Origin of the sequence: Aureimonas phyllosphaerae (assembly GCF_900113065.1) — a bacterium.
Classification (GTDB): domain Bacteria; phylum Pseudomonadota; class Alphaproteobacteria; order Rhizobiales; family Rhizobiaceae; genus Aureimonas; species Aureimonas phyllosphaerae.
The window spans coordinates 92485-116881 of record NZ_FOOA01000008.1 but is presented as its reverse complement, the minus strand read 5'-3'; the positions used below and the strand labels follow the sequence as shown (position 1 = coordinate 116881).

The 24397-nt window shown below is 70.5% G+C and carries 27 protein-coding genes and 1 tRNA gene; 12 read left to right on the top strand and 16 right to left on the bottom strand.

Features of this window, described 5'->3' with window-relative positions; translation table 11 throughout:
- The first annotated feature begins 28 nt into the window (after positions 1–28).
- Positions 29–1750, top strand: coding sequence for a methyl-accepting chemotaxis protein (locus BM175_RS11845; RefSeq protein WP_090963285.1), 1722 nt, complete (start codon positions 29–31; stop codon positions 1748–1750).
- A gap of 21 nt (positions 1751–1771) precedes the next feature.
- On the opposite strand, the gene BM175_RS11840 is transcribed toward BM175_RS11845, so the two are convergent.
- The 5 genes from BM175_RS11840 to BM175_RS11820 form a co-directional block, all read right to left on the bottom strand.
- Positions 1772–3163, bottom strand: coding sequence for a diguanylate cyclase domain-containing protein (locus tag BM175_RS11840; protein WP_090963283.1), 1392 nt, complete (start codon positions 3161–3163; stop codon positions 1772–1774).
- 111 nt (positions 3164–3274) lie between these two features.
- The gene (locus tag BM175_RS11835; protein WP_090963281.1) at positions 3275–3454 is read right to left on the bottom strand and encodes a hypothetical protein; all 180 of its coding nucleotides are present in this window, start codon (positions 3452–3454) and stop codon (positions 3275–3277) included.
- Complete coding sequence (locus BM175_RS11830) at positions 3451–3636, bottom strand: hypothetical protein (protein WP_090963279.1); 186 nt, start codon at positions 3634–3636, stop codon at positions 3451–3453. Before BM175_RS11830 ends, BM175_RS11835 begins: the two co-directional genes overlap by 4 nt.
- A 79-nt stretch (positions 3637–3715) precedes the next feature.
- Entirely contained in the window at positions 3716–4570 is an 855-nt protein-coding gene (locus BM175_RS11825) for an MBL fold metallo-hydrolase (protein WP_090963277.1), read from the bottom strand.
- Positions 4571–4583: 13 nt separating this feature from the next.
- Positions 4584–4973: a hypothetical protein gene (locus BM175_RS11820; RefSeq protein WP_090963275.1), complete on the bottom strand. Its 390-nt coding sequence runs from the start codon at positions 4971–4973 to the stop codon at positions 4584–4586.
- 217 nt (positions 4974–5190) lie between these two features.
- Between BM175_RS11820 and BM175_RS11815 the strand changes: the two genes are divergently transcribed.
- Positions 5191–6207, top strand: a complete 1017-nt coding sequence (locus BM175_RS11815; protein WP_090963274.1) for an LLM class flavin-dependent oxidoreductase — start codon at positions 5191–5193, stop codon at positions 6205–6207.
- Positions 6208–6213: 6 nt separating this feature from the next.
- On the opposite strand, the gene BM175_RS11810 is transcribed toward BM175_RS11815, so the two are convergent.
- From BM175_RS11810 to aroA, 4 genes are all read right to left on the bottom strand, one after another.
- Positions 6214–6813, bottom strand: a complete 600-nt coding sequence (locus BM175_RS11810; RefSeq protein ID WP_090963272.1) for a GNAT family N-acetyltransferase — start codon at positions 6811–6813, stop codon at positions 6214–6216.
- Between the two features lie 157 nt (positions 6814–6970).
- Positions 6971–8671, bottom strand: coding sequence for a 30S ribosomal protein S1 (gene rpsA / locus BM175_RS11805; RefSeq protein WP_090963270.1), 1701 nt, complete (start codon positions 8669–8671; stop codon positions 6971–6973).
- 267 nt (positions 8672–8938) lie between these two features.
- Positions 8939–9583, bottom strand: coding sequence for a (d)CMP kinase (cmk, locus tag BM175_RS11800; protein ID WP_090963412.1), 645 nt, complete (start codon positions 9581–9583; stop codon positions 8939–8941).
- 440 nt (positions 9584–10023) lie between these two features.
- On the bottom strand, positions 10024–11379 hold the full coding sequence (gene aroA, locus BM175_RS11795; RefSeq protein WP_090963268.1) for a 3-phosphoshikimate 1-carboxyvinyltransferase: 1356 nt from the start codon (positions 11377–11379) through the stop codon (positions 10024–10026).
- Positions 11380–11633: 254 nt separating this feature from the next.
- On the opposite strand from aroA, the gene BM175_RS11790 reads away from it, so the two are divergent.
- The 3 genes from BM175_RS11790 to BM175_RS11780 all read left to right on the top strand — a co-directional run bounded on the left by BM175_RS11790 (position 11634) and on the right by BM175_RS11780 (position 13708).
- Positions 11634–12062: a TIGR02300 family protein gene (locus tag BM175_RS11790; protein ID WP_090963266.1), complete on the top strand. Its 429-nt coding sequence runs from the start codon at positions 11634–11636 to the stop codon at positions 12060–12062.
- Between the two features lie 159 nt (positions 12063–12221).
- Positions 12222–12297: transfer RNA gene (locus BM175_RS11785), tRNA-Ala, on the top strand.
- Between the two features lie 202 nt (positions 12298–12499).
- A complete protein-coding gene (locus BM175_RS11780; protein WP_175526841.1) occupies positions 12500–13708 on the top strand; it encodes an acyltransferase family protein in 1209 nt (402 codons plus the stop codon).
- A gap of 63 nt (positions 13709–13771) precedes the next feature.
- Here the strand turns inward: BM175_RS11780 and BM175_RS22385 are convergent, their stop codons facing one another.
- The gene (locus tag BM175_RS22385; RefSeq protein ID WP_139224611.1) at positions 13772–13960 is read right to left on the bottom strand and encodes a hypothetical protein; all 189 of its coding nucleotides are present in this window, start codon (positions 13958–13960) and stop codon (positions 13772–13774) included.
- Between the two features lie 42 nt (positions 13961–14002).
- On the opposite strand from BM175_RS22385, the gene BM175_RS11775 reads away from it, so the two are divergent.
- The 5 genes from BM175_RS11775 to BM175_RS11755 all read left to right on the top strand — a co-directional run bounded on the left by BM175_RS11775 (position 14003) and on the right by BM175_RS11755 (position 16880).
- Positions 14003–14212, top strand: a complete 210-nt coding sequence (locus BM175_RS11775) for a cold-shock protein (RefSeq protein ID WP_090963262.1) — start codon at positions 14003–14005, stop codon at positions 14210–14212.
- Positions 14213–14475: 263 nt separating this feature from the next.
- Positions 14476–14970 carry a DUF4142 domain-containing protein gene (locus tag BM175_RS11770; protein WP_090963259.1) on the top strand — a complete coding sequence of 165 codons (495 nt, stop codon included), beginning with the start codon at positions 14476–14478 and terminating at the stop codon, positions 14968–14970.
- An 80-nt stretch (positions 14971–15050) separates the two neighbouring features.
- Positions 15051–15548 (top strand): YciE/YciF ferroxidase family protein, encoded by a 498-nt coding sequence (locus tag BM175_RS11765; protein WP_090963257.1) that lies wholly within the window; start codon positions 15051–15053, stop codon positions 15546–15548.
- Between the two features lie 36 nt (positions 15549–15584).
- Positions 15585–16466 (top strand): manganese catalase family protein, encoded by an 882-nt coding sequence (locus BM175_RS11760; RefSeq protein WP_090963255.1) that lies wholly within the window; start codon positions 15585–15587, stop codon positions 16464–16466.
- Between the two features lie 126 nt (positions 16467–16592).
- Positions 16593–16880, top strand: a complete 288-nt coding sequence (locus BM175_RS11755) for a hypothetical protein (protein ID WP_090963253.1) — start codon at positions 16593–16595, stop codon at positions 16878–16880.
- Between the two features lie 45 nt (positions 16881–16925).
- On the opposite strand, the gene BM175_RS11750 is transcribed toward BM175_RS11755, so the two are convergent.
- Entirely contained in the window at positions 16926–17156 is a 231-nt protein-coding gene (locus tag BM175_RS11750; protein WP_090963250.1) for a hypothetical protein, read from the bottom strand.
- 125 nt (positions 17157–17281) lie between these two features.
- Between BM175_RS11750 and BM175_RS11745 the strand changes: the two genes are divergently transcribed.
- Positions 17282–17785, top strand: coding sequence for a hypothetical protein (locus BM175_RS11745; protein WP_090963248.1), 504 nt, complete (start codon positions 17282–17284; stop codon positions 17783–17785).
- Between the two features lie 245 nt (positions 17786–18030).
- Positions 18031–19650: a peptidoglycan L,D-endopeptidase MepK gene (locus BM175_RS11740; RefSeq protein ID WP_175526840.1), complete on the top strand. Its 1620-nt coding sequence runs from the start codon at positions 18031–18033 to the stop codon at positions 19648–19650.
- Positions 19651–19656: 6 nt separating this feature from the next.
- Here BM175_RS11740 and BM175_RS11735 read toward each other — a convergent pair whose 3' ends face one another.
- Genes BM175_RS11735 through BM175_RS11715 form a run of 5 tightly spaced genes read right to left on the bottom strand, consistent with a single transcriptional unit; the run spans position 19657 to position 24397 of the window.
- Complete coding sequence (locus BM175_RS11735; RefSeq protein WP_090963244.1) at positions 19657–20253, bottom strand: ATP-binding cassette domain-containing protein; 597 nt, start codon at positions 20251–20253, stop codon at positions 19657–19659.
- Entirely contained in the window at positions 20246–21022 is a 777-nt protein-coding gene (locus tag BM175_RS11730; protein WP_090963242.1) for an ATP-binding cassette domain-containing protein, read from the bottom strand. Before BM175_RS11730 ends, BM175_RS11735 begins: the two co-directional genes overlap by 8 nt.
- Positions 21019–21867 (bottom strand): ABC transporter permease, encoded by an 849-nt coding sequence (locus BM175_RS11725; RefSeq protein ID WP_244545973.1) that lies wholly within the window; start codon positions 21865–21867, stop codon positions 21019–21021. Before BM175_RS11725 ends, BM175_RS11730 begins: the two co-directional genes overlap by 4 nt.
- Positions 21864–22841 carry an ABC transporter permease gene (locus tag BM175_RS11720; RefSeq protein ID WP_244545972.1) on the bottom strand — a complete coding sequence of 326 codons (978 nt, stop codon included), beginning with the start codon at positions 22839–22841 and terminating at the stop codon, positions 21864–21866. The genes BM175_RS11725 and BM175_RS11720 overlap by 4 nt, the downstream gene beginning before the upstream one ends.
- Positions 22832–24397 carry an ABC transporter substrate-binding protein gene (locus tag BM175_RS11715; RefSeq protein WP_244545971.1) on the bottom strand — a complete coding sequence of 522 codons (1566 nt, stop codon included), beginning with the start codon at positions 24395–24397 and terminating at the stop codon, positions 22832–22834. The genes BM175_RS11720 and BM175_RS11715 overlap by 10 nt, the downstream gene beginning before the upstream one ends.

Sequence of the window (24397 nt, the reverse complement as noted above, 5' to 3'; positions counted from 1 at the left end):
CGGCAGGCGCGTGCGATAGGGGGAAGGCATGGGTTTAGGATTGTTCCACCGCGCGCACGGCGCCAGCGCCCGGATGGCGCTCGAGGGCCTCAACGCCAACGTCATGCTCGCCGACGCGGACCTGCGCATCACCTTCGTCAACCAGGCGCTGACCAAGCTCCTGAAGGAAGCCGAGGCCGACCTTCGCAAGGAACTGCCGAACTTCTCGGTGGCGACCCTCATCGGCAGCAACATCGACATCTTCCACAAGGCGCCCGCGCACCAGCGCAAGCTCCTCGCCGCCCTGCAGTCGCGCTACAGCGCCACGATCCGCGTCGCCAACTGGAGCTTCGACCTGATGGTGACGCCGATGCGCCGCGACGGTCGGCTCCTCGGCTTCAGCGTCGAATGGGCGGACGCCAAGGAGCGGCTCGCCAACATCGATTTCACCGCTCAGATCGCCGCGATCAACCGCTCGCAGGTCGTCATCGAGTTCCGTCCCGACGGTACGGTACTGACCGCCAATGCCGCCTTCCTGAAGGCCTTCGGCTACCAGCTGTCCGAGATCGCCGGGCAGAACCATGCGATGTTCCTCGACGGCACGCAGCGCGCCGGCGAGGGCTACCAGAGGTTCTGGGACGAGCTGCGCGCCGGTCAGTTCCAGGGCGGCGAGTTCAAGCGCGTGGCCAAGGGCGGCGAGGCCGTCTGGATCCAAGGGTCGTACAATCCGATCCTCGACGGCAAGGGCCAGGTCGCCAAGATCGTGAAGTTCGCCACCGACGTGACGCCGCGCATCCGGGCGGTCAGCCAGATCGGCGGGGCGCTCGGGGCCCTTGCGGAAGGCCGGCTCGACCAGCATCTCGCCGCGCCCCTCACGCCCGAGCTTGACCAGCTGCGGCTCGACTACAACCGGGCGCGCACGACGCTGCGCGACACGATCGTCGAGGTCCAGAACGCCTCCAACCGCATCGCCGAGGGGATGACCGAGATCTCGGTCGCCGCCGGCGACCTCGCCCAGCGTACCGAGCAGCAAGCCGCGGCGCTTGAAGAGACATCGGCCGCCATCGGGCAGGTCAGCCAGGGGGTGCGCGAGACGACGACGGAGGCGACGCAGGCGCAGAAAACCGCGAGCGTCGCTCTCCGTAACGCCCAGAAGGGCGAGGAGATCGTCGCTTCCGCCGTCAAGACGATGGGCGCGATCAAGCAGTCGTCCGACATGGTGGGCAAGATCATCGGCGTGATCGACGAGATCGCCTTCCAGACCAACCTCCTCGCCCTGAACGCGGGCGTGGAAGCCGCGCGCGCCGGCGAGGCGGGCCGTGGCTTCGCGGTCGTCGCGCAGGAGGTGCGCGGTCTCGCCCAGCGCTCGGCCGAAGCCGCCAAGGAGATCAAGGACCTCATCCAGGCGTCCGGCCAGCACGTGGAGGCGGGCGTCGAACTCGTCACCGCGACCGGCCAGAGCATCGAGGAGATCGTCGCGCAGGTCGGCGAGATGAGCCGCCTCGTCAGCGCCATCGCCCAGAAGGCGCAGGACCAGTCGATCAGCCTGACGGAGGTCGCGACCGCGGCCAACCAGGTCGACAAGGTAACGCAGCAGAACGCGGCGATGGTGGAACAGACGACCGCCGCCACCAAGACGCTGATGGCCGAGACGATGAGCCTGTCGGAGCGGGTCGGAACGTTCCGGACCGACGGCGAGCGCGAGAGCCTGCACGCCGCCCCGCCCGCCCAACGCGCGCCCATGCGCCGCGCGGCCGGCGGCCGGCACTGACGCTCGCGGAGCGACGGCGCCTCAGGCGGCGGGCGCGAGCCCGCGTTCCACGCTGTCGTGAAACAGGGCCCGGCGCTTGCCGGCCCGCTTGCCCGCATAAAGCGCCTCGTCGGCCTGGCGCAGGAGCGCGAGCGGGTCGCTGCTGTCGCCGGGCGCCAGCGACAGGCCGACCGTCGCGCTGACCGAGGCCTCCACCCCGTTGCCGAGCGCGATCGGCGTCTCGATCGCCGCAATGAAGCGCCGTGCGAGGCCGTCCAGCCGGCCGCGATCACCACGCCCCGAAAACAGGAGCAGCGCGAACTCGTCGCCGCCGAGACGGGCCACGGTGTCGCGCTCGGCGGCGACGAGGTCACGCAGGCGCGCGGCGACCGCGCACAGGACCCTGTCGCCTTCGGCATGGCCATGCCGGTCGTTGACCGCCTTGAACCCGTCGAGGTCGAGATAGGCGACCGCGAACGGCGCGCCGCCCTCGCCGAGCGCCCGCGCGGCGGCATCGAGCCGCTCGAACAGGAGGACGCGGTTGGGAAGGTCGGTGAGCGCGTCGTGCGTCGCCCGGTGGACGCTGGCGGCCACGATCCGCGTGGAGGACCGAACCTGTCCGGTCCCGGTCCAGATCAGGAGCCCGAAGGCCGCCGCGACGGCCAGCCAGATCGGGATCGCGACCCGCAGGAGATCGTCGCCCGGCCGCTCGCCGTCCCAGGCAAGTCTGGCGATCGTTCGGCCCTCGTCGTCGACGATCGCCGCGCTCGCCGCCGCTGCGAACGACGGCGTCTCCAGCCGCAGATGGGCCAGCGGATAGGCGCGCTCGAACTGCGCGAGGGTTTTGTCGTCGAGGACGTCGACGAGGATCAGGACGTGGCGCTCGGCCTCGGCCGGCTGATCGTGCTCGCCGCGCCGGATGATCGCGGCGGCGGCGATCGCCGGGCCCGCATCGCTGAGAAGGAGTCCCGACGCGGCACCCTCGCCCGTCGGCAAGACCGCCGCGCGAACGATGGCGTCCGCCCCGTCCGGCAGCATCGCCGACATGGAGGACGAGACGCGTTCGCCATGGTCGGCGATATACTCGGCCTCACCGTCCGGCCCGACCACCAGCGCCATGTCGAAGCCGTAATGGCTGGACGACCAGAAGCCGATGTTCTCGTCGCTCCATGCGGCATCGGGTTCCGCGACGAGGTTCTGGTAGGCCTCGTCCCAGGTGCCGTAATCGAGCGCGATCTTGCGCATGTACTCGCCGCGCATCGCGAGCGCGCTGCGCACGAGCCGGATTTCCTCGCCCACCGCCGCGCTGGTCTGGTGCGCGGCGACGACCCACACGGCCGCGAGAAGCCCGACGAGAAGCAGCGCCACGAGACCGATCATCGGTAGCAGCACGCGTCGAACGAGGTGGGTGTATGCCTTTTGCGAGGCGATCATGTCGGACCTTCGGCGTTTCTCCGCCCAAGCTGGCGGATCCTGCCGAAGGATCGGTAAGCGCCAGGGGAATTTCCCCCGGCCTGGTGAATCGATGCTTGCGGGAATCGATCGCTATTCGGCGGCCGGACCGCCGTTGACGGCCTGGCCCGGCGTGTTCGATGATCCCGCGCTGTTCGTCGGGCCGTCGCCGCTGCCCGTCCGCTTGCCGGCCGTCGGGTTGCAGGCGGCGAGCGACAGGGCGGCCGCGACGATGAGCACGCCGCGCGCGAGCGAGGAAGCGCGCGCCGTCATGACGGGTGCGCCTCGGTCTCGTCCTCGCCCTCGACCTCGAGCGAAGCGGCCATGCGCTCCGCCTCGGCCTCGTCGACCATGACCGGACGACCGCTGTCGTCGGGAAGGCCGCCGGCGCTCTGGCCGATCGACGCGTCGCGGGGCCGGTCGTTCGCCCCGTCCGTGATCTTGGGATGGTTCATCGGATCAACTCCATCATGGATGCCGGTCCAACGCGAAAGGCGCCGGGTTGGATGCCGGGCTGTTTCGTCGCGGGGGAGTTCAACCGGCCGGCGCCTTTCCGCGCAGCCGCTCGGGCGGTGCGATCGCCTCGAAGTGCTCGGCGAGATGATGCAGCGCCGCGCGCATCGATGGTCCCGCCATCGCCCGGCCATGGCCGGTGACGAGAAGCTCCGGCTCCAAGGCGGCCAGATCGCGCGCCGAGCGCGCGGTCGATACCCAGTCCGGCGTGAAGTAGCGCGGGGGTCCGTGCATCTCCGGCGTCTGCAACGCCACCTCGTAAGCCGATTCCTGCCCCGTCGTGATCACGGCGTCGCCGGCGATCAGCGTCCGGTCCGCCTCGCGCCAGAGCGATACGTGGCCGGGCGTGTGGCCCGGCGTGTGCAGCCAGCGCCAGCCCGGCAGTTCGGCGATGCCGCCGTCGGGCGACAGGGTCCGGAGACGTGCGCGGACATCGACGGGGCGGCGCGGAAACAGGGGGGCGAGCTTCGGTATCAGCCCGCCGTCCGCGGAGATGTCCGGTGGCGGGTAGGATTGCCGCCCGTCGAGGAACGGATGCTCCAACGGATGGGCGAGCACCGGGGTGTCCCATTCGGCACTGAGGTCCTCCAACGCGCCGATGTGATCGAAGTGGCCGTGCGTCTGAAGGATCGCCGCCGGTCGGGCCCCCGCCCCGAAGCGGGCGGCGGCGGCGCGGGCGATCCACTCGAGGCCGCCGACGATCCCGGTGTCGACGAGCACGAAGCCGCGGTCGCCCGCCGAGGGCAGGCCGATGAAGACGACGTTGACGAGCGCGAGCCTGAGATAGGCGATGTCGGGGCGAACCTCGTGGAGGTGGGCGGGCCCGGCCTCTTCGGGCGCCAGCGCGTCATTGCCGAGCGGAATCTGGACGGTCATGGGTACCCCCGCCTCACGCCGTCTCGTCACCCTGCAGCGCGACGCAGAGGTCGAGCGCGGTGATCGCGGCGACCATCGCAAACGCGCCAAGGCCGACGGTCCGGTGCGGATTGTCGTGGCGCAGGGTCGGCGCGAGCACCGCCAGATCGGCGAGATCGCCCGCGACGCGGCCCCAGACCATGGCGACCGGGCGGCGCGAGGCGAGGATCGCAGCACCCGTTCCGATCTCGCGCCAGCCGAAGGCGCGTACGAGGCCGGACGATGCCGGCGCCCCGGTGCCGTCGCGGATCGCACGGGGCTTTGCCAACTCGGCGAGGCCGAGCGCGATCGAGAACCATCCGAGCCCGCGCGCCAGTGTCTGCGCATCGGTGTTCTCGTGGCGGGGTTCGATAAAATGAGGCATCGGATTTCTCCCTTTGAAGAGAGGAAAGGGCGGAAGGCCGAACTCCGTTCGCCGCAAAGTCCTTCGACGGCTGGCGGCCGTGTCGCCGACCGGTCTTCGCTTTGAAGACGATGAGGTCACCGCCCCGCACCTCGACAGGGACCCGCCGAGGGGGCACCTGTCGGCCATCGCGCGGCGCCCCCGGCCGCCCATCCGTTCCGGCGTCAGGAGATGACCCATGAAGTCCATCGGTTTCCTGTCCTTCGGCCATTGGTCGCCCTCGGCCCGCTCGGCCACGCGCTCGGCCGCCGACGTCCTCCTCCAGTCGATCGATCTCGCCGTCGCTGCGGAAGAGCTCGGCGCGGACGGCGCCTATTTCCGCGTCCACCATTTCGCCCGCCAGCTCGCCTCGCCGTTTCCGTTGCTGGCGGCCGTCGGCGCGAGGACGCGCCGCATCGAGATCGGCACCGGCGTCATCGACATGCGCTACGAGAACCCGCATTACATGGTGGAGGACGCAGGTTCTGCTGACCTCATCTCGGGCGGGCGCCTGCAGCTCGGCCTCAGCCGTGGGTCGCCCGAGCAGGTGATCGACGGCTGGCGCCATTTCGGTCACCTGCCCCGCCCCGGCGAAAGCGACGCCGACATGGGCCGGCGACACACGGAGACGTTTCTCGATCTCCTGCGCGGTGAAGGCTTCGCCGAGCCGAACCCGCGTCCGATGTTTCCCAATCCGCTAGGGCTCTTGCGCCTCGAGCCGCATTCGGATGGCTTGCGCGAGCGGATCTGGTGGGGCTCGGCGTCGGATGCGACCGCGGTCTGGGCGGCGCAGCAGGGCATGAACCTCCAGAGCTCGACGCTGAAAGCCGACGAGACCGGCGAGCCGTTCCACGTCCAGCAGGCCCGGCAGATTCGCGCCTACCGCGCGGCCTTCGAGGCGGCCGGGCACCAGCGGCGGCCGCGCGTGTCGGTGTCACGCTCGATCTTCGCGATCGTGAACGATCTCGACCGGGCCTATTTCGGCGGCGACACGTCGCACGACCAGGTCGGCGTCATCGACAACATGCGCGCCGTGTTCGGCCGCTCCTATGCGGCCGAGCCGGACCGTCTGGTGGACGAATTGCGGCGCGACGAGGCGATCCGGGAGGCCGACACGCTGCTCCTGACGGTGCCGAACCAGCTCGGCGTCGCCTACAACACCCATGTGATCGATGCGATCCTGACCCACGTCGCCCCGGCGCTCGGCTGGCGCTGACGCTCGCTACTCGAAGATCGGGACGTGGGGTGCGGCGTCCCGGGGCAGCAGGCCGGCAAGGCGCGGATCGTCGTTGATCTCGACCTCCTGGCCGACCGCGGTGAAGCCTGAGCGCGCGTAGAAGGCCAGCGCGCGCGGGTGGTCCATCGTGTTGGTGTGGAGCCAGAGGCGCGTCGCGCCGGACGCGAAGGCGTGGGCGATCGCGTGGTTCATCAGGCGGCGCGCCGCGCCGGTCGCCTGGCGCGCGGCGGTGACGCCGAAATACTTGATCTCGCAGTCGCCAGCGCCCCCCCGCCAGTCGAACTCGAGGAGACCTTCGAGGCGACCGCCGACGCGCTCGCCGAAGACCTGCGTTTCGGCGCTTGCGAGCTGCGCTTCCAGCGTCTCGCGCGCCATGAACAGGCGGGTCAGCCAGAGGTAGTCCTGCCCGACGCGGCGGAAGAGGTCGAGATACTCGTCCGCCGAGATGCCCTCGAGCGACACGACCTCGCCGTCGAGACCCGCCGGCACTGGGCGCGGCGGGGCGGGCGCGCGCATTTCCAGCGTGGTGGCGATCGCCGCGATCTTGCCGCGGCCGATCGGGGTGAAGCGGGGCGTCTCGCTCATGGGGGGTCCTCGGGAACGTCCGTTATCGCGTGCCGGATGCCACGCCACCGGGTGCCGGGCAAGGCGCGCGCGGACAAAAAGAGACCCGCGCCGGAGGTCCGGCGCGGGTCTCTCTGTCTCACGTGAAACGGGCGGCGCAAGCCGCCCGGATCGAAGCTTACTCGGCGTCGCGCTTGTTCATCGCGGCGGCGAGGATGTCGCCGAGCGAAGCGCCGGAGTCGGTCGAGCCGTACTGAGCCACGGCCTCCTTCTCCTCGGCGATCTGCAGCGCCTTGATCGACACGCCGACGCGGCGGGCCTTCTTGTCGAACTGCGTGACGCGCGCGTCGACCTTCTGGCCGACCGAGAACTTCTCGGGGCGCTGGTCGTCGCGGTCGCGGCCGAGGTCGTTGCGGCGGATGAAGGCGGAGTACTCGGTGTCCACGATCTGGACCTCGATGCCGCCCTCGTTCACCGACGTGACCTCGCAGGTGACGATCGCGCCGCGGCGCAGGTCGCCAGCCTCGGGGGCCGAGGTGACGGCGTCGCCGCCGACCTGCTTGATGCCGAGCGAGATGCGCTCCTTCTCGACGTCGACGTCGAGAACCTGGGCGCGCACGGTGTCACCCTTGTTGAACTCGTCGATGACCTGCTCGCCCGGACGCGACCAGTCGAGATCCGACAGGTGGACCATGCCGTCCACGTCGCCCTCGAGGCCGATGAACAGGCCGAACTCGGTCTTGTTCTTGACCTCGCCCTCGACGATCGTGCCAACCGGGAACTGGTCGCGGAACGCTTCCCAGGGGTTCTGGAGCGTCTGCTTGAGGCCGAGCGAGATGCGGCGCTTGACCGGATCGACCTCGAGCACGACCACTTCGACTTCCTGCGAGGTCGAGAGGATCTTGCCCGGATGGACGTTCTTCTTGGTCCAGCTCATCTCGGAGACGTGGATCAGGCCTTCGATGCCCGGCTCCAGCTCGACGAAGGCGCCGTAGTCGGTGATGTTGGTCACGCGACCCGAGACCTTCACGCCCATCGGGTACTTGACGCCGATGCCCTCCCAGGGATCCGCCTCGAGCTGCTTCATGCCCAGCGAGATGCGGTGCGTTTCCTGGTTGATGCGGATGATCTGCACCTTCACCGACTGGCCGATCTGGAGGATCTCGGTCGGGTGGTTGACGCGGCGCCAGGCCATGTCCGTCACGTGCAAGAGGCCGTCGATGCCGCCGAGGTCGACGAACGCACCGTAGTCGGTGATGTTCTTGACCACGCCGTCGACGATCTGGCCTTCCTCGAGGTTCTGGACGATCTCGGAACGCTGCTCGGCGCGCGACTCTTCAAGAACCGTGCGGCGTGACACGACGATGTTGCCGCGGCGCTTGTCCATCTTGAGGATCTGGAACGGCTGCGGGGTGTTCATCAGCGGGCCGACGTCGCGGATCGGACGGATGTCGACCTGGGAGCGCGGCAGGAAGGCGACGGCGCCGTCGAGGTCGACCGTGAAGCCGCCCTTGACCTGGTTGAAGATCTGGCCTTCGACCTTCTCGCCGGCGTTGAACTTGACCTCGAGCTTGACCCAGCTCTCCTCGCGGCGCGCCTTGTCGCGCGACAGGACGGCTTCGCCCAGCGCGTTCTCGATGCGCTCGACGTAGATGTCGACGACGTCGCCGACCTTCAGGGTGGACTCGCCGCCCTTCTGGCCGAATTCCTTGAGGGCGACGCGGCCCTCGACCTTCAGACCGGCGTCGATGACGGCCATGTCCTTCTCGATCGCGACGACCGTTCCCTTGACCACGGCGCCTTCGGCGACATCGTTCTCATGGAAGGACGCTTCGAGAAGCGCGGCGAAATCGTCGCGCGAAACTGCTGCGTTGGACATTCGTTCTCCTTGGGACCCCGCCTCTATCCGAGGCTCGGGGCATCGCGCCGGGGGTTCGTCGCTACGGGGCCGTCCGGCCGGTTCCGCCACCGGCCACGCCCGCGCTTTGCGGGGAGGGCTGGCGGCACGGAACCATGACGCCTCGAGGGCGACAGGTCCGTTTCGGCGCGAGGAACCGGCAGCCGGCGGTGAATTCTCGTGTTCCGGAACGCATGCGCGCCGCCCGGCACCGGCCCCCTCGAGGGTTCGGCGTTGGACGGCTCGGCGCTACGGTCCGTTCCGGTGATGTGGCGACGCGTCGACGATCCGACAAGCCGCCCGGAACGCGTCCTCTATATCGAGTTCGCTCGTGTCCAGCAAGGCGGCGTCGGGTGCGGCCTTCAACGGTGCCGCGGCCCGGCCCGAATCGCGCTCGTCGCGCGCGCGCACCTCCTGGAGGATCGTCGCGTAGTCGACGCTGCGCCCCTTGGCGACGAGCTCGGCGGTGCGGCGGCGGGCCCGCACCTCGGCCGAGGCGGTGACGAAGATCTTCACCTCGGCCTCCGGGCAGATCACCGTCCCGATGTCGCGCCCGTCCAGGACCGCGCCGCCCGGCCGGCGCGCGAAGCCGCGCTGGAACTCGGTGAGCGCCGAGCGCACGGCCGGGTGCACCGCGACGCGCGAGGCGAGCTCGCCCGCCTCGCGGCCGCGCAGCGACCCGTCGTCGAGGACCGCGGGATCGAGCGCACGCGCCACGGCGCCCATCGCCTCGCCGTCGTCGAGGTCGAGGCCGCGCTCCGCGGCCACCCGCCCGATCGCCCGGTAGAGGAGGCCCGTGTCGAGATAGGCGAAGCCGTAATGGTCGGCGAGGCGCTTGGCGATCGTACCCTTGCCGGCCGCCGCGGGCCCGTCGATCGCCACCGTGAACCCCATGCGCCCCAGCCCTTCCCGATCCGCCGTCCCGGCATCCGTTGTGAAGCCTCGGGCGCCGAAGCTCAACGGATCGTCGCGCTGCCCGGCGAATTTCCCCATCAGCGCGAAGGCGGCGCCGAGAATGCGGCCGAGCACGAAGGGTATGGTGACGAAGAACAGGATCGCGGCGATCGAGCCGAGGAACCAGACCAGAGACAGCGTGGCCGCAAGCGTCCCACTGCCCGTCGCCGCCTGCCATTCGGCGAGGTCCGAACCCGACAGGCGGAGCGCGAGGGCCGCAGCCAGGACCAGCGGCCAGACGAGCTTGGGCACTGCGACGGCCGCGACCGAGCGACCGCCGGCAGCGGCCCGCGCCTGCAGGCGCCCGGCGAACGCACGCGCATAGATGAAGGCGAGCGGCGAGAAGAAGAGAACCGCGAGAAGACCGGCCAGCCAGCCGTTCACCGGGCGGCCGGCTCCAGCACGCCGCCGAGGCCCGTCACCAACCCTTCGAACTCGGGAAAGCTCGTCGCGATCATGGTCGCGTCGTCCACCGTTACCGGCTTCTCCGACGCAAGGCCCATGACGAGGAAGCTCATGGCGATGCGGTGGTCGAGATGGGTCTCGACCGTGCCGCCGCCGAGGCCCCGGCCGTCCGGGCGCCCGGTGACCGTGAGCCAGTCCGGCCCCTCCTCATGGGTGACGCCGTTGGCGGCAAGCCCTGCGGCAACGGCCGCCAGGCGATCGGACTCCTTGACGCGCAGCTCCTCCAGCCCCTCCATCCGCGTCGTGCCGTCCGCAAACGCGGCGGCAACCGCGAGCACCGGATACTCGTCGATCATCGAGGGCGCGCGCGCGGCCGGCACCGAGACGCCGCGAAGCGCGGAGTGGCGCACATGGAGGTCGGCGACGTCCTCGCCGCCGGACAGGCGCGGATTGAGGATCTCGATATCGGCGCCCATCTCGCGCAGCGTCTCGACGAGGCCGGTGCGGGTCGGGTTCATCAACGCGTTCTCGATCACGACGTCCGAGCCCGGCACGAGAAGCGCGGCGACGACGAGGAAGGCCGCCGAGGATGGATCGCCCGGCACCACGAAGTCCGGCACGCCCCGCAGCTCGCCCTGGCCCTCGAGCCTGATGGTGCGCACGCCGGCGCCGTCGGTCTCCACCGCGACGCGGGCGCCGAAGCCCTCCAGCATCTTCTCGGTGTGGTCGCGCGTCATCACCGGCTCGATGACGGTGGTGACGCCCGGCGTGTTGAGGCCGGCGAGAAGGACCGCCGACTTCACCTGCGCCGAGGCCATCGGCACGCGGTACTCGATCGGGGCGGCGACGCGCGGGCCCCGCAGCGACAAGGGCAGGCGGTCCTTGGAGCGGGCGAGCACCTGGACGCCCATCTCGCGCAAGGGATCGAGGACGCGACCCATCGGCCGGCGCGACAGGGACGCGTCGCCGACGAAGGTCGTCGTGAACTCGAAAGGGCCGACGAGGCCCATGGTGAGGCGCGAGCCGGTGCCCGCGTTGCCGAAGTCGAGGACGCCCTCCGGCTCGAGCAGCGCGCCGTTGCCGGTGCCGTCGATCACCCAGGCATCGCCCTCGCGCTCGATCCGCGCCCCCATCTGGCGCATCGCGCGGCCGGTGGCGAGCACGTCCTCGCCCTCCAGGAGCCCGGTGACGCGGGTGCGGCCGGACGCGAGCCCGCCGAACAGGAAGGCGCGGTGCGAGATCGACTTGTCGCCGGGAACCCGGACGCGGCCCCGGAGGGCGCCGTCGCGCCGGCTGGTCAGGGGACGGGGATCGGAAGCGTGGGCGGTCATGGCATCCTCGGGAGGCTTCGGCAGGCGGCGGCGGGCGCCGGGATCTTCGGCGCAACGCCCTAACATGCGCGGTCCGGGGCGTCACGCGCGACGCGCTGGCGCCCCTCCGGCCCTCTTTGACAAGCCGGGCCGCAGGACGCTAAGGGACCACCGATTTTTCGGCGGGAACGATCGGCCGTCGCCCGGTTTCTCCCAACGACCCTCGAACGGCCGCTTCCACGGCCCGCCCCTCTCCCGTCCGCGAGGCCCACCCCATGGCAAAACCCGAACTCGGCACCAAGCGCATCGACCCGGAAACGGGCCGCAAGTTCTACGATCTGGGCAAGGACCCAATCGTCTCACCCTTCACCGGCAAGAGCTATCCGCTCTCGTTCTTCGAGACCGTCAAGGCGCCCCCGCGCGCCTCGCGCATCAAGGACGAGGACGAGGAGGAGCAGGAGGTCGAGGTGACCGAGGTCGCCGATACCGACGAGGAGACGGTGTCGCTCGCCGACGTCGCCGAGGACGAGGACGGCGGCTCGTCAAACGACCTGCCGAACGTCGACGGCAACGAGGATGACGACGTCATCGACGACGACGACGATTCGGACGACGACGACACGTTCCTCGCCGACGACGAGGACGAAGACGACGACATGACCGACATCATCGGCGGCGGTCGCGACGACGAGGACGACGCCTAATCGGGCAGGGAACTCCGGTTCTGCGGGGGCGGCGAGGGAAATCCTCCCGCCCCTTCTTTTTTCGCTTGCGCTCCCGCGAGCATTGTCATACCTAGCCGCCACACCGGTCGCGGGGCCAGCCCAAGGGTCCCGACACGATGTCCGCCGCAAGGCGGCGATGGGGCCATAGCTCAGCTGGGAGAGCGCTACAATGGCATTGTAGAGGTCAGCGGTTCGATCCCGCTTGGCTCCACCACCTTCCCTCCGACTGCGTCACCGCCGATCCGAACGAACCACCCCGCCCGCGACCTGCGTCGTCGGGCTTACTGCCGTTCGGGCTTCCCCTCGCACGCCGGCTTTCCCGCCGGCCGGGTTCGTCCTATGAGGGCGCGGCTCGTGCGAGAGCTGTGGCGGCCGGCAGGCGCGATGTCGGCGCCTCGGGGCGGATGGGGGATGACTTGGTTTCGTCGAGCGCCGCTGCGCCCTGGGGCTATCTTGCCCTCCTCGCCGTCTGGCCGGTGGCGCTCGGCGTCGCCTGGGGGATCTCGCGCTGGCGTCCCGGCCCGGCGACCGCAATGGCGCGCCTCGGATCGCTCGATGGGGTGCGCGGGGTCCTCGCGCTCGCCGTCATGGCGCATCACTTCCGCATCGCTTGGAACTGGCGTCTTACCGGGCGCTGGGACCTGCCGGCGGAAACGCTCTTCAAGAACCTCGGCCCGGCCGGCGTGATCGTGTTCTTCATGATCACCGGCTTCCTGTTCTGGGGCAAGCTGGTCGATGCGCGAGGGCGCCTCGACGTGCCGCGCTTTGCGATCGCGCGCGTGTTCCGGATCTATCCGGCCTATCTCCTGTCGCTCGTCGGGATCGCGGCGCTCTCGTGGGCGGCAGCCGATACGGTCTCGGCGCTGCCCGCACCGGAGGCGTGGGGCAGCCTATGGACCTGGCTCACCTTCGGCTTTTCCCCCGACATCGGCTTTCGCGGCACGCCGGAGGCGCATCTCATCAATGCCGGCGTCATCTGGACCCTTCAGTACGAATGGGTCTTCTATGCCGCCCTGCCCGTCATCGGCCTCCTCCTCATGCTGCGGCCGAGCGGCACGGCGCGCGTCGCGGCCCTCGTGATCGTCGCGGCGCTGATGAGCCTTGTCCCCGCCGCTCCCATCGACTGGTTCCAGTGGCATATCGCAGCCGGCTTCGCCTACGGCGCACTGACCTCGGAGGCACTGCGCGGGCAGGCGCTCGCTCGCGCGCTCCGTGGCCGGGCGGCAGCGATCCTCGGCATCGCCGCAGTCGGCGCCATGCTGGCGCTTCCCGGCTATCCGTTCGGGGCGATCGCCTTTCTTCTCCTGTGGATCCCCTTCTCGGCGGTGGCCGCCGGCAACACGATGTTCGGCACCCTCGCCTCGCGCCCGGCCGTCGCACTCGGCGACGCGAGCTACAGCCTCTATCTCTTCCACGGGCTGTTCGTGTTCGTCTTCTTCCGCATGGTGCCGGTGGAGGCGCTCGGCCACGCCGCGGTCTGGCTCGGCCTGCCGCTCGTCGCCGCCGCCGCGAGCGCCTTTGCGCTTCTCTGCTTCCGCCTCGTCGAAGCGCCATCGATGGCCGTGGGCCGACGGCTGGCCGGACGCGGCCGCTCGCCTCGGCCGAGCGAGGAAGTCGCGCCCTAAGGCAGGCACGAGGCGGGCAGCGGCCCGGCTGGGAGGTCCGTGCCGACAGGAGACGCTGCAAAATCACGGTCGCGCTGCCGCGACGCGGCCCTTGCCAAGGCAAAAATCCGACATAGCGTCGATCCCGGTTGCCAAATGGCGTGTAAAACCGTAAGCATTGGCAATCGAACTTTGTCGGTCGATCCCTTTTTTCAGCTCGACGCTGACTGAACGATCCTCTTCTGCACTGTCGATTTCTGCATCGCTGCGCACTCGGCGCCGCGAGCAATCCACTTTGTCTGAAGGGACACTGTCATGCCGAACGGAACCGTCAAGTTCTACAACGACACCAAGGGCTTCGGCTTCATCGCGCCGGACGAGGGCGGCAACGACGTCTTCGTGCACGCCACGGCGCTCGAGCGCTCGGGCATGCGTGGCCTCGCCGAGGGCCAGAAGGTCAGCTTCGAGGTCGTCGCCGACCGTCGCTCGGGCAAGAACGCCGCCGAGAACATCAAGGCCCTCTGAGCGCTGACGCCGTTCCGCCTCCGGCGGGACGCTCGCTCATCCTACGAGGTTGAATGGAAAGGCCGAGCCGATGCCCGGCCTTTTTTCGTATGGTTCGCCAGGCAATATTTAGCAAGGCATACTTGCCAAGCGAAATATGATACGGCCAATTATTGCAGAAATGCCGCTCGCCGGCCAAGTAAAACGAAATCATCGTCTCGGAACAACAGTTGTCCCTGCCGCTTAGTCGACCACGACGCTCGGTCGACAAAGGGACAACGATCATGAACAGACGACAGGTCGCCGGAAGCCTTCTCGGGGCTGCGGTCCTCAGCGCGGCGCCAGGCCTGGCGCTTGCCCAGCGGCGGGCGCCCACGGACTGGATGAAGATGCCGATCCTGATGGGCGGCGACTTTTCGACCGCCACCAGCAAGCTCGCCGCCCGCAAGGCGCGCGATCCGGCCGTGCGCGAGTTCGCCAAGCTCGAGATCACCGAACAGGCGGCCGTCGCCGAAGCCTTCGGCGCCCGCCCCGGCGGGGCCGGACTGCGGCCCGACCAGGCGGCGATCGTCGCCGAACTCGAGGCGGCGAACGGCGCGATGTTCGACATGATGTACATCGACGGCCAGATCGCAGGCCATCGCGAGCTTCTCGACCTCCATCGCCGCTATGCGCGCAGCGGCTCCGACCCGATGGCGCGCGGCGCCTCGCTCGTCGGCGTGACCGGCATCGAGACGCACCTGTTCCTTCTCCAGAACATCAAGCGCCAGATCGCCTGACCGGCGAGCGGTCGCTCCCAATCCGGCGCGCCGGGGACCCTTTCGGCGCTGCCACCCTTCGTTCCAGCGAGGATCATTCCATGGCCAAAGAGAAGACCCTGAACGACGCGTTCTATGAGACCCTGAAGGACGTCTACTACGCGGAAAAAGCCTCGGTGCGGGCCTTGAAGAAATCGGCCAAGGCCGCGCGCGCCGACGCGTTGCGCCAGGCGTTCCAGACCCATGCCGAGGAGAGCCAAGGGCAAGTCGAGCGCCTCGAGCGCGTCTTCGAGATCATCGGCAAGGCGGCGCGGGGCAAGACCTGCGAGGCCATGCAGGGCCTCACGGCCGAGATGGAGGAGGATCTCGAGGACTTCGGCGACACGGAAGCCGCCGACGACGTCCTGATCGGCTGCGCCCAGGCGATCGAGCACTACGAGATCGCCCGCTACGGCCTCCTGAAGTCCTGGGCCTTGAAGCTTGGCCTCGACGAGGCCGCCGATCTCCTCGGCCAGACGCTCGAGGAAGAGAAAAAGACCGACGCGCTCCTGAACGAGGTGGCCGAAGCGCTGCCCGCAGAGCGCGCCAGAGCGGCCTGAGCCGCCCCGACCTCCATCCGAAAAGCGACCATTTCCATGTTCTACACCGACGGCAAGCTGCAATATCCCGTGCGCGTCGAGCGCCCCAACCCGCATTTCGCGAGAGCCCTCCAGCAGGCGATCGGCGGCGTCGAGGGCGAAATCCGCGTCGCCCTCCAGTACATGTTCCAGGCCTTCGGCGCGCGTGGGCCCGCCAAGTACCGCGACATGCTCCTCAACACGGCGACCGAGGAACTCGGCCATATCGAGATGCTCTCGACCGCCGTCGCCCTCAACCTCGAGAACGCGCCGCTCTCATTCCAGGAAGAGGTCTCGGCCGACGCAATGGGCGGCGTCGTGCTGAACGGCATGGACATGCGCCACATCCTGTCGACGGGCCTTGCGGCCCTTCCCTCGGATGCCAACGGCGTGCCCTTCGACTGCTCGCACGTCTATGCGTCCGGCAATCTCGCCGCCGACATGTATGCCAATGTCACGGCCGAAAGCTCGGGCCGGGTGCTGGCCGTCCGGCTCTACAACATGACCGACGATCCCGGCATGAAGGACATGCTGAGCTTCCTGATCGCCCGCGACACGATGCACCAGCAGCAATGGCTGGCGGCGATCGAGGACATGGGCGGGGCGGTGGAGAACCTGCCGATCCCCAATTCCTTCCCGCAGTCGCAGGAGGCGGGCGAACATTCCTACGCCTATTTCCGACACATGGTGGACGGCTCCATCCCGGAAGGGCGCTGGAGCGCCGGCCCGTCGATGGACGGCCGGGCCGAGTTCACGGCGGTCAAGTCCGTGCCGATGGGCGACAAGCCCTCGCTGGCTCCGGCCCGTCCCGATGGCGGCGCGCAGGCACAGCAGAGCTCGAAATCCGGCACCACTGGCCTTCTCGGCAAGGTGGAAGGCGCGATCGAGCGCAATCTCTGACCATCCGTCCCGCGCCCAGCCCGACCGGCCCGGCGCGGGACGCCCTATGCCGATCGGGCGCCGCCGCTTAAAGGTGGGCGCGAAGCCGGGCAGGACCCGGCGCGATTTGCGGGGACCTTTCGACCCATGCCCATTTCCGACGATACGATCCGCGTGATGGCCGGCGCGGTGATGAAGCTGCAGGCGCAGCTCCAGGCGCAGGACCTTCTCCTGCGCGGCCTCTACGCCGAGCGCGCCCTGCAGCGCGGCACCTTCCCGCAGGAAGCCGCCGAAGAGGTGCTGGGGCTCGGCGCGTCCCTGCCGTCCGATCCCGAGGACTTCGAAGGCCACGAACGGCACCTGGCCGACGTGCGCGCCGCCCTCAACGCCTTCGCGATGACGCTGAAGGCGCAACTCGACGAAGCTCGAGTCTAGAAGAGGCCGGCCGGCGCCTTGTCGGCGCCGGCTGTTCTTGCCGCGTCAGACCACGGTGCCGAGGGTCTCGTCCGCGTCGCGATCGGGGTCCTCGTCCGAGGGTGTCGCATCGTCGTCCACCGCGAGGCCCGTGCCGCCGGTGCCGCCGGGTCCCGTCTGCGGGGTGCCGTTGCCGGGATTTTCCGAGGTCTGGTCGATCGGCTGGCGACCGACGTCGCCGATGCCGCCGCCATGCTGCGCCTCATCCCTTCCAGTGCCGTCTTTCACGTCTGCCATGATCGGTCTCCTTTCGCAGGGGAGACGTTTGGCCGCCGATCCCGTTCCGGCGATTCATTTCGGCGCGACACGATCGACTTGGGATAAGCGCCGCCTATCTCACCTTCCGTGTGTGGGAGGCTTCGATGAAACGTCTTCTGGTGCTGGGCGCCGCCCTTCTCGGACTGTCGGGCTGCGTGTCGGAATACCCCGTCTACGACGACTATCCCGTCTACGAACCGCGCCCGCGCATCTACGATCCGCGGCCCGTGGTCGTCTACGAGGACCGTTACCGGCCGCGGCCGATCTATCGCGATCGCGACCCCTACTGGCGCGACGACCGGCGCTATGGCCGCTACGACCGCCCGCGCTACCGCGAGGACGCCCGCCCCTATTACGGCCGGCCCGGCTACGATCGGCCGCGGCGGGACTACGACCGGCCCGAGCGCGTCGGCTACGACCGTCCCGGCCGCCCGCCGCGCGTCGCCCCCGCACGCCCCGACGTCGATCGTCGCTACGATCCGTCCCTCGTCCGTCCCGCCCCGGGGGCCCAGCCGGAGATCAACGCCGGCCGCGCCTTCGGCGGGCGCGCCCTGCCGGCGCCCGGCGGCGGCCCGCGGCCCTACATCCCGCCGCAGCCGGCGGACTGACCGCCAGCGCCGGGCGCGGATGCGTCCGGCACCACCCTCGCGTGTTGCGCGATCGCGGTGGCACGGTCGCGCAATGCGGTCGACGACCGGGATCATTTGGCCCTCCTCGGCGGATGGATCCCGCCGCCGATCCAGCCCCGCGCAACGCATGCCCTCGTGCCGACGCATTCGGTGTGTCATATTGGCCTCACGGAAACGAGAGCAGAGCGTGAAGCATGGCCGTTGGGGGATCGGTTCGACGGCGCGTGCGCCTTCGTCATGCGGCGGCGCTGACTGCCGGACTGATGGGCGTCGCGCTCGGCACGACGGCCACCGCGCGGCCCGAGACGCGAACGCTTCGCATCTACCACATCAACCTGCACGAGAGCTCGGAGATCACCTTCAAGCGTGACGGCAAATACCTGCCGGACGGCTTGAAGAAGGCGAACTGGGCGCTGCGCGACTGGCGCCGCAACCAGCCGACCACGATGGACCCGCGGCTCCTCGACCTCCTCTGGGAAGCCTACCAGAAGAGCGGCTCGCACATGCCGATCCACGTGATCGGCGGCTTCCGGGCGCCCGAGACCAACAAGATGCTCCGCTCGCGCTCGGCCCACACGGGCGTCGCCGAGCACTCCCAGCACATGCTCGGCAAGGCGGTCGACTTCTTCATCCCCGACGTGCCGCTCGCCAAGCTGCGCGAGATCGGCCTCAAGATGCAGATCGGCGGCGTCGGCTTCTATCCGCGCTCCGGCGCACCCTTCGTCCATTTCGACGTCGGATCGGGGCGCTACTGGCCGCGCATGAGCCGTCAGGAGCTGACCCGCATCTTCCCCGACGGGAAGACGATCCACCTGCCCGCCGACGGCAAGCCGCTGCCGGGCTATGCCGCGGCGATGGCCTCCTACAAGCAGCGCAAGGGCGCGTCCGAGCTGATGGTGGCGGATGCCGGCTCCACCGCGCCGCGCCGCTCGTTCCTGGCCGCGCTGTTCGGCGGCGGGCGCGACGAGGCCGAGGACGAGGCTGAGGCGAGCGACGCCCCGCTGCTTGCCAAGAAGGCCGCGCCGCCGGCCCCGGCGCCCGAACCCGTTCCTGCCGCCGCCGCACCGCCGAAGGCGAAGCCGCCCGAACTGCCGCCGGGCGTCGCCATGGCCGATGCCGGCGCGTTCGACGCCTCCGCCCCGACAAAGAGCGCCGAGGTCGTGGTCGCGGCCCTCGCGACGCCCGAGCGCGTGCCGCTGCCGACCCATGCCCCGGCCCGCGCGCCAGAGCCGGAGGCCCCGAACCCGATCGATGCCGTCCTCGTGGCGGCGCTCGCCGAGGAGGCCGACGGTGCGAGCGCGCTGCCGCACGGCATCCCGATGCCGCATGAGCGGCCCGCCCTGCCGGGTGCGGCATCCGAGATCGCACAGGAGATCGCGGCCGCGACGCCGGCTGCGCCGGCCGCTGCGCCCGCGCTGTTGGCGGCCGCCTATGCGCCGGAAACGTCGGCCAGTCTCGCACGCGCGCCGATGCCGCATGCGCGCCCGCCGATCCTCGAAGCCTCGCTCGATCGCCGCGCCGCGGTGCCTGTCACTCCTCCGCCTGCCTCGAGCCTGGCAGCCAAGGTGCGCGGCGGCCGTGTCGCGGGTGCCGCGCGTCCCGAGAAGCGGGCGCATCAGTCGCGTCCGTCGGGCTCGCAGACCGCGATCGCCGCCCTCCTCGCCGATCCCGAGCGCCGGGCGCTGGAACAGGCGCCCTCGCTGCCGAGCGCCGACAAGCTGGTGGCCGAGCGCCCGCACGACGTCCTCGCCCTCGGCTTCGCGCCGACCGGCGCCAAGCCCGGCAGCGCGGCGCATTTCTCGGGCCGCGCCGTCAACTTCCTGCCTGTGCGCCACATCGACTGACGGCCTTCAGGCCGCGAGCGACACCTCGCGCGTGGCGACGCGCCCAAGAAGCGCGCGGTCGTGGCTGATCGCGAGGATCCCGAGGCCGCGCTCGGCCGCAAGGGTCATGAGCACCCGCCAGATCTCGGCCTGCGCGATCGCATCGAGCGGGGCGGAAATCTCGTCCGCGACAAGAACCCGGACGCCCGGTCGAAGCGCGCGCAGGAGCGACACGCGCTGCAACTGGCCGCCCGACAGCTCGTGCGCAAAGCGCCGCTGCCATGCCGGCTCGACGCCGAGACGCGCCGCCAGCGCCGGATCGGGCGGGCCGGCCTCGGCGACGATTCGCCCGACGCGCCAGCGCGGGTTCATGTCGAGCACCGGATGCTGGGCGAGATACTGGACCGGGCGCAGGCCCGTCGCCGGCAGGGGCACCCCGTCGAGCCGCAGCGTGCCCGCCTGCAGCGGCAGCCGGCCGGCGAGAAGCTTGGCGAGCGTCGTCTTGCCGATCCCGGAGCGCCCGAAGAGGCCGACGATCTCGCCCGGCGCGATCGCGAGCGACACCGGGGCGAGCGCCGGACGGCCGGGCGCGTAGGCATAGGACAGGCCGGTCGCCTCAAGCATCGGTGAGAAACCCGTTCTGCGGCAGGGCCTGCCAGAGCTTCCGGCCGTAAGCGCTGGCAATGCCCTCGCCCGCCCCCAAGAAACCTGCGGCCGGCTCGACCGCCTCGATCCGGCTGCCGCGCATCAGCGCGACGCGGTGCGCGAAGGGCAGCGCCGCCGGCAGGTCGTGGGTGACGAGAAGCACCGCACCGCCGCGGCGTGCGACCTCCGCCAGCGCCGCGAGAACGACGGCGGCGCTGTCCGGGTCGAGATGGTCGGTCGGCTCGTCGGCCACCACGAGGTCGGGCGCTCCCGCAAGGCTCGCCAGCGCCAGGACGCGGCGCGCCATGCCCCCCGATAGCTCGTGCGGATGGGCTCGGCGCACGGCGGGGTCGAGCCCGAAGCGGCGGAACCCGTCCGCACCGGGATCGGGTGCGCCGGCGCGGCGCGCAGCCAGCGCCACCTGCCGCCCGACCGGCATCAGCGGATCGAGATGGGTGACGGACTGCGGCAGGAGCGCGATCCGCCGGCCACGAAGCGTGGGCAGCGTGTCCGGCCCGAGCGCCTGCCCCTCGAACCGGACCTCGCCGCAGACCACGGCACCCGGCGGCAGGAGACCGAGGATCGCATGCGCGAGAAGGCTCTTGCCCGCCCCGGATGCGCCGACGAGGGCGACGATCTCGCCGCGGTCGAGATCGAGCGAGAGGTGGCGAAGCACCGCGTCCATCGCGGTCGACCCTGGCGAGGCAAAGCGTACCGACAGGTCGCGGATCGACAGGAGCGCGCTCACCGCGCCGCCCGCGGATCGAGCCGGTGGCGGGCCGCCGAGCCGATCGCCTCGAAGGAGAGGGCGAGCGCAAGAAGCGCGAGGCCCGGAAACAGGGCAAGCCACCAGCGCCCGGCGCTCAAGGTTCGCATCGCGTCGGCCAGAAGCACGCCGATCGCGGGCTTGGAGGGCTCGAGACCGAAGCCGAGAAAGGTCAGCGCCGCCTCGTGCAGGATCGCATGCGGGAAAAGGAGCACGAGGCCGACGCCGAGCTGCGGCAGGAGATGGGGCAGGACATGCGCGCGCGCGACGAAGAGGCGCGAGCGCCCGAAGCCGCGTGAGGCTGCGACGTAGTCGCTGGCGAGGACGCCGAGGAGTTCGGCGCGCAGGATGCGGGCGAGACGCGGCCAATGCGTCAGCGCGACGGCGATCGCCACGGCCTCCGCCCCGCCGCCAAGCGAAAAGGCGATCAGGATCAGGGCGACGAGATGCGGCAGGCTGAGCGCCGCGTCGATCAGGAGCGAGACGGCGGCATCCGTGGCGCGGCCCAGCGTCGAGACGAGCGCCAGAAGAAGCGCAATGGCGGCGGAGGCGGTGGCGGCAAGGCACCCGATCCGCAGGCTCACCGACAGGCCCTGCAGGGTGCGGGCCAGCATGTCGCGCCCGAGCGCGTCGGTGCCGAAGGGGTGCAGGAGTTCCGGCGGCCGGAGCCGGGCGGCGAGATCGGGAGCGAGCCCCCGGTCGCCGAGCGCGAGCGGAGCCAGCGCCGTCAGGGCGACCGCGAGGATCGCCAGCGCAAGGAGCGGCCGGCGCCGGCTGGATGCCATCGGCGCCACGTCGGCTGGCCGGTCGAGCGGCAGGGCGCTCAAGCGATCGGGCCCGGCGCGCCGAGGCGCGGGTCGATGCGAGCGTAGAGCCGGTCCGCCACGAGGTTTCCGGTCGCGACCAGCGCGGCGGCCATGAGCGTCAGGGCGAGAAGCAGCGGCACGTCGCCCTGCGTGCCGGCCTGGACGGTGGCGCGGCCAAGGCCGGGATAGGCAAAGACCTGTTCGGCCAGCACCGCTCCGCCAAGGATCTCACCGAGCGAGGCGCAGACGATGGTGAGCGCCGGCAGGAGCGCTGCGCGCGCCGCGTGCCGCCAGGCGACGTCGCGGCGGCTCGCCCCTTGCGCAAAGGCGAAGAGGGCATGGTCGGAGCGCATGGCGGCGGCGATCGCCTCCCTCGTGTGCAGCGCCACCGGCGCGACGCCGAAGAGCGTGAGGACACCGAGCGGCAGGGCGAGGTGGGCCAGCGTCTCGGCAAGCGTCACCCGGTCCGGCGTCACGCCGATCGGGCCGGAACAGCAGAGCGGCGCCCAGCCGAGCTGGACGGAGAAGACGGTCAGCGCCACGATCGCCAGCCAGAAGGTCGGCGTCGCTGCGAGGAGATAGGCGTAGAGGCGCACCGCGCGATCGAGCCGCGAGCCTTCGCGCGTGCCGGCGAGGGTGCCGAGCGCGAAGCCGAGGGCGCCGGAGAGCACCAGCGCCGGCAGCGCGAGCCGCAGGGTCGCCGCGCCGCGCTCGGCGATCACGGTCGCGACCGGCGCGTTGTGGCTGGTGCTCCAGCCAAGATCCCCCGAGAGCACGTGCCCGAGCCAGCGACCGAACTGCACGGGCGCGGGTTGGTCGAGCCCCCACGCCGCCTCGATCCTCTCGCGCTGCTCCGGCTGAAGGCGCGCGATGCCGGGCCCGAGATAGGCGGCGACGGGGTCCACCGGCGACAGGCGCACGAGCGCGAAGGCGATACCTGCGACGAGGAGGAGCAGCGCCGCGAGCCGCAGGGTCGCCGGGAGGATCAGTCGCACGTCCAGGTCCAACTCGCGATCGAGGCGGTGATCGGCCAGCCGTGACCATGTGGCTCGATCTGCGGACGGCCGACATCGAGGCAGCGGTTCACGAAGTAGACGTGGTCGAGATTGACGAGCCAGGCCCAGGCCGCGTCGCCGCGCGTGCCGTAGCCCGTCTGCCCGTCGAAGGCGGCCTTCGCCCAGAGGGGATAGGAGGCCTCGAGGCTCGGCGCCCCCTGCGCCTCGGCGAACAGGTCGTCGACGCGGGCGTTCCCGTAGAAGGTCGGGTTCTGGTACTCCACGCCCGCCAGCGTCGATTGGTAGAGGCTGTAGAGCTGATAGGGCGAATGGCTGCCGAAGCCGAAGATCACCGGCTCGGCATGCATCACGCGCCCGATCGCGTCCCAGGACGAGCCTTTGGGGGTCGCCTCGATCCCGAGCGGACTGAGCAGCGCGGCCACCGTCTCGGCCAGCGCCTGCCGCGTCGCGTCGGCGGCCGGGTAGTTGATCGGGAACGCGGCGCGCACGCCGGTCTTCACGCGGACGCCGTCCGCGCCGGGCGCCCAGCCGGCCGCATCGAGGAGCCGCCGCGCGGCGTCGAGATCGGTGGCGACGGTCTCGCCCTCGCCCGCCCAGGGCAGCCCGTCCGCCGGGCCGAAGGCCGGCGTGCCGTGGCCGTTGAGAGCGACGTCCACCACCGCCTGCCGGTCGAGCCCGAGATTGATCGCGTGGCGGATCGCAGGATCGGCGGTCACAGCATTGCCGATCCGCCCGCCGTCCGGCGCGGTGCGCCCCTCGTCCGGCGGGAACGGCAGGCTGAGGCCGCGATTGTCGACGGTGCGCACGGGAAGGGCGCGAAAGCCCTCCGGTAGCGCATCGGCGAGCGGCGCGGGCACCGACACCATGTCAACCGCGCCGCCGCGCGCGGCCGCCAGCCCCGCGTCGTCGCCGGTGAACAGGAAGGTGACACGTCCGAAGGCGGGGGCTCGGCCGTAGTAGTTCGGGTTGCGCTCGACGATCAGCTGCTCGCCGGGCTGCCATGACAGGAAGCGGTAGGGACCCGAGCCGACGGGGCGGCGCCCGTAGTCCGGCCCGTAGGAGGCGGCGGGCACGATGCCGAGCGAGAAGAAGGTCTCGGTGAAGGTGATCCAGGGCTTCTTCAGACGCAGGCGGACGGTCGTGTCATCCAGCGCCTCGGCCCCGTCCAGCACCGACAGGTCGAGCGTGCCCGCCGTGTCGCGACCCTTCAGGTAGGTGAAGGCGACATCGCGGGCGGTGAGCTTCGTGCCGTCGGAAAAGACGGCGTCGGGACGGATCGTGACGGTCCAGGTCAGGCGATCGTCCGAGAGCGTCCACGCCGTCGCGAGATCGCTCTGCGTCTCAAGGTCCGGACCGCGCGTCAGGAGCGTCGACTGGAACAGGGGATGACCGTAGGCGCCCCAGCCGAGCAGCGGGTCGAATCCGGTCTCCGGCTCGCCGCCGATCGCCAGCACGAGGTCGGTCTTCGGCGCGGCGAGGGCCGGCGCCCCAAGGCAGAGAAACACGAGGCCGGCACGCAGGACGTTTGGGAACAC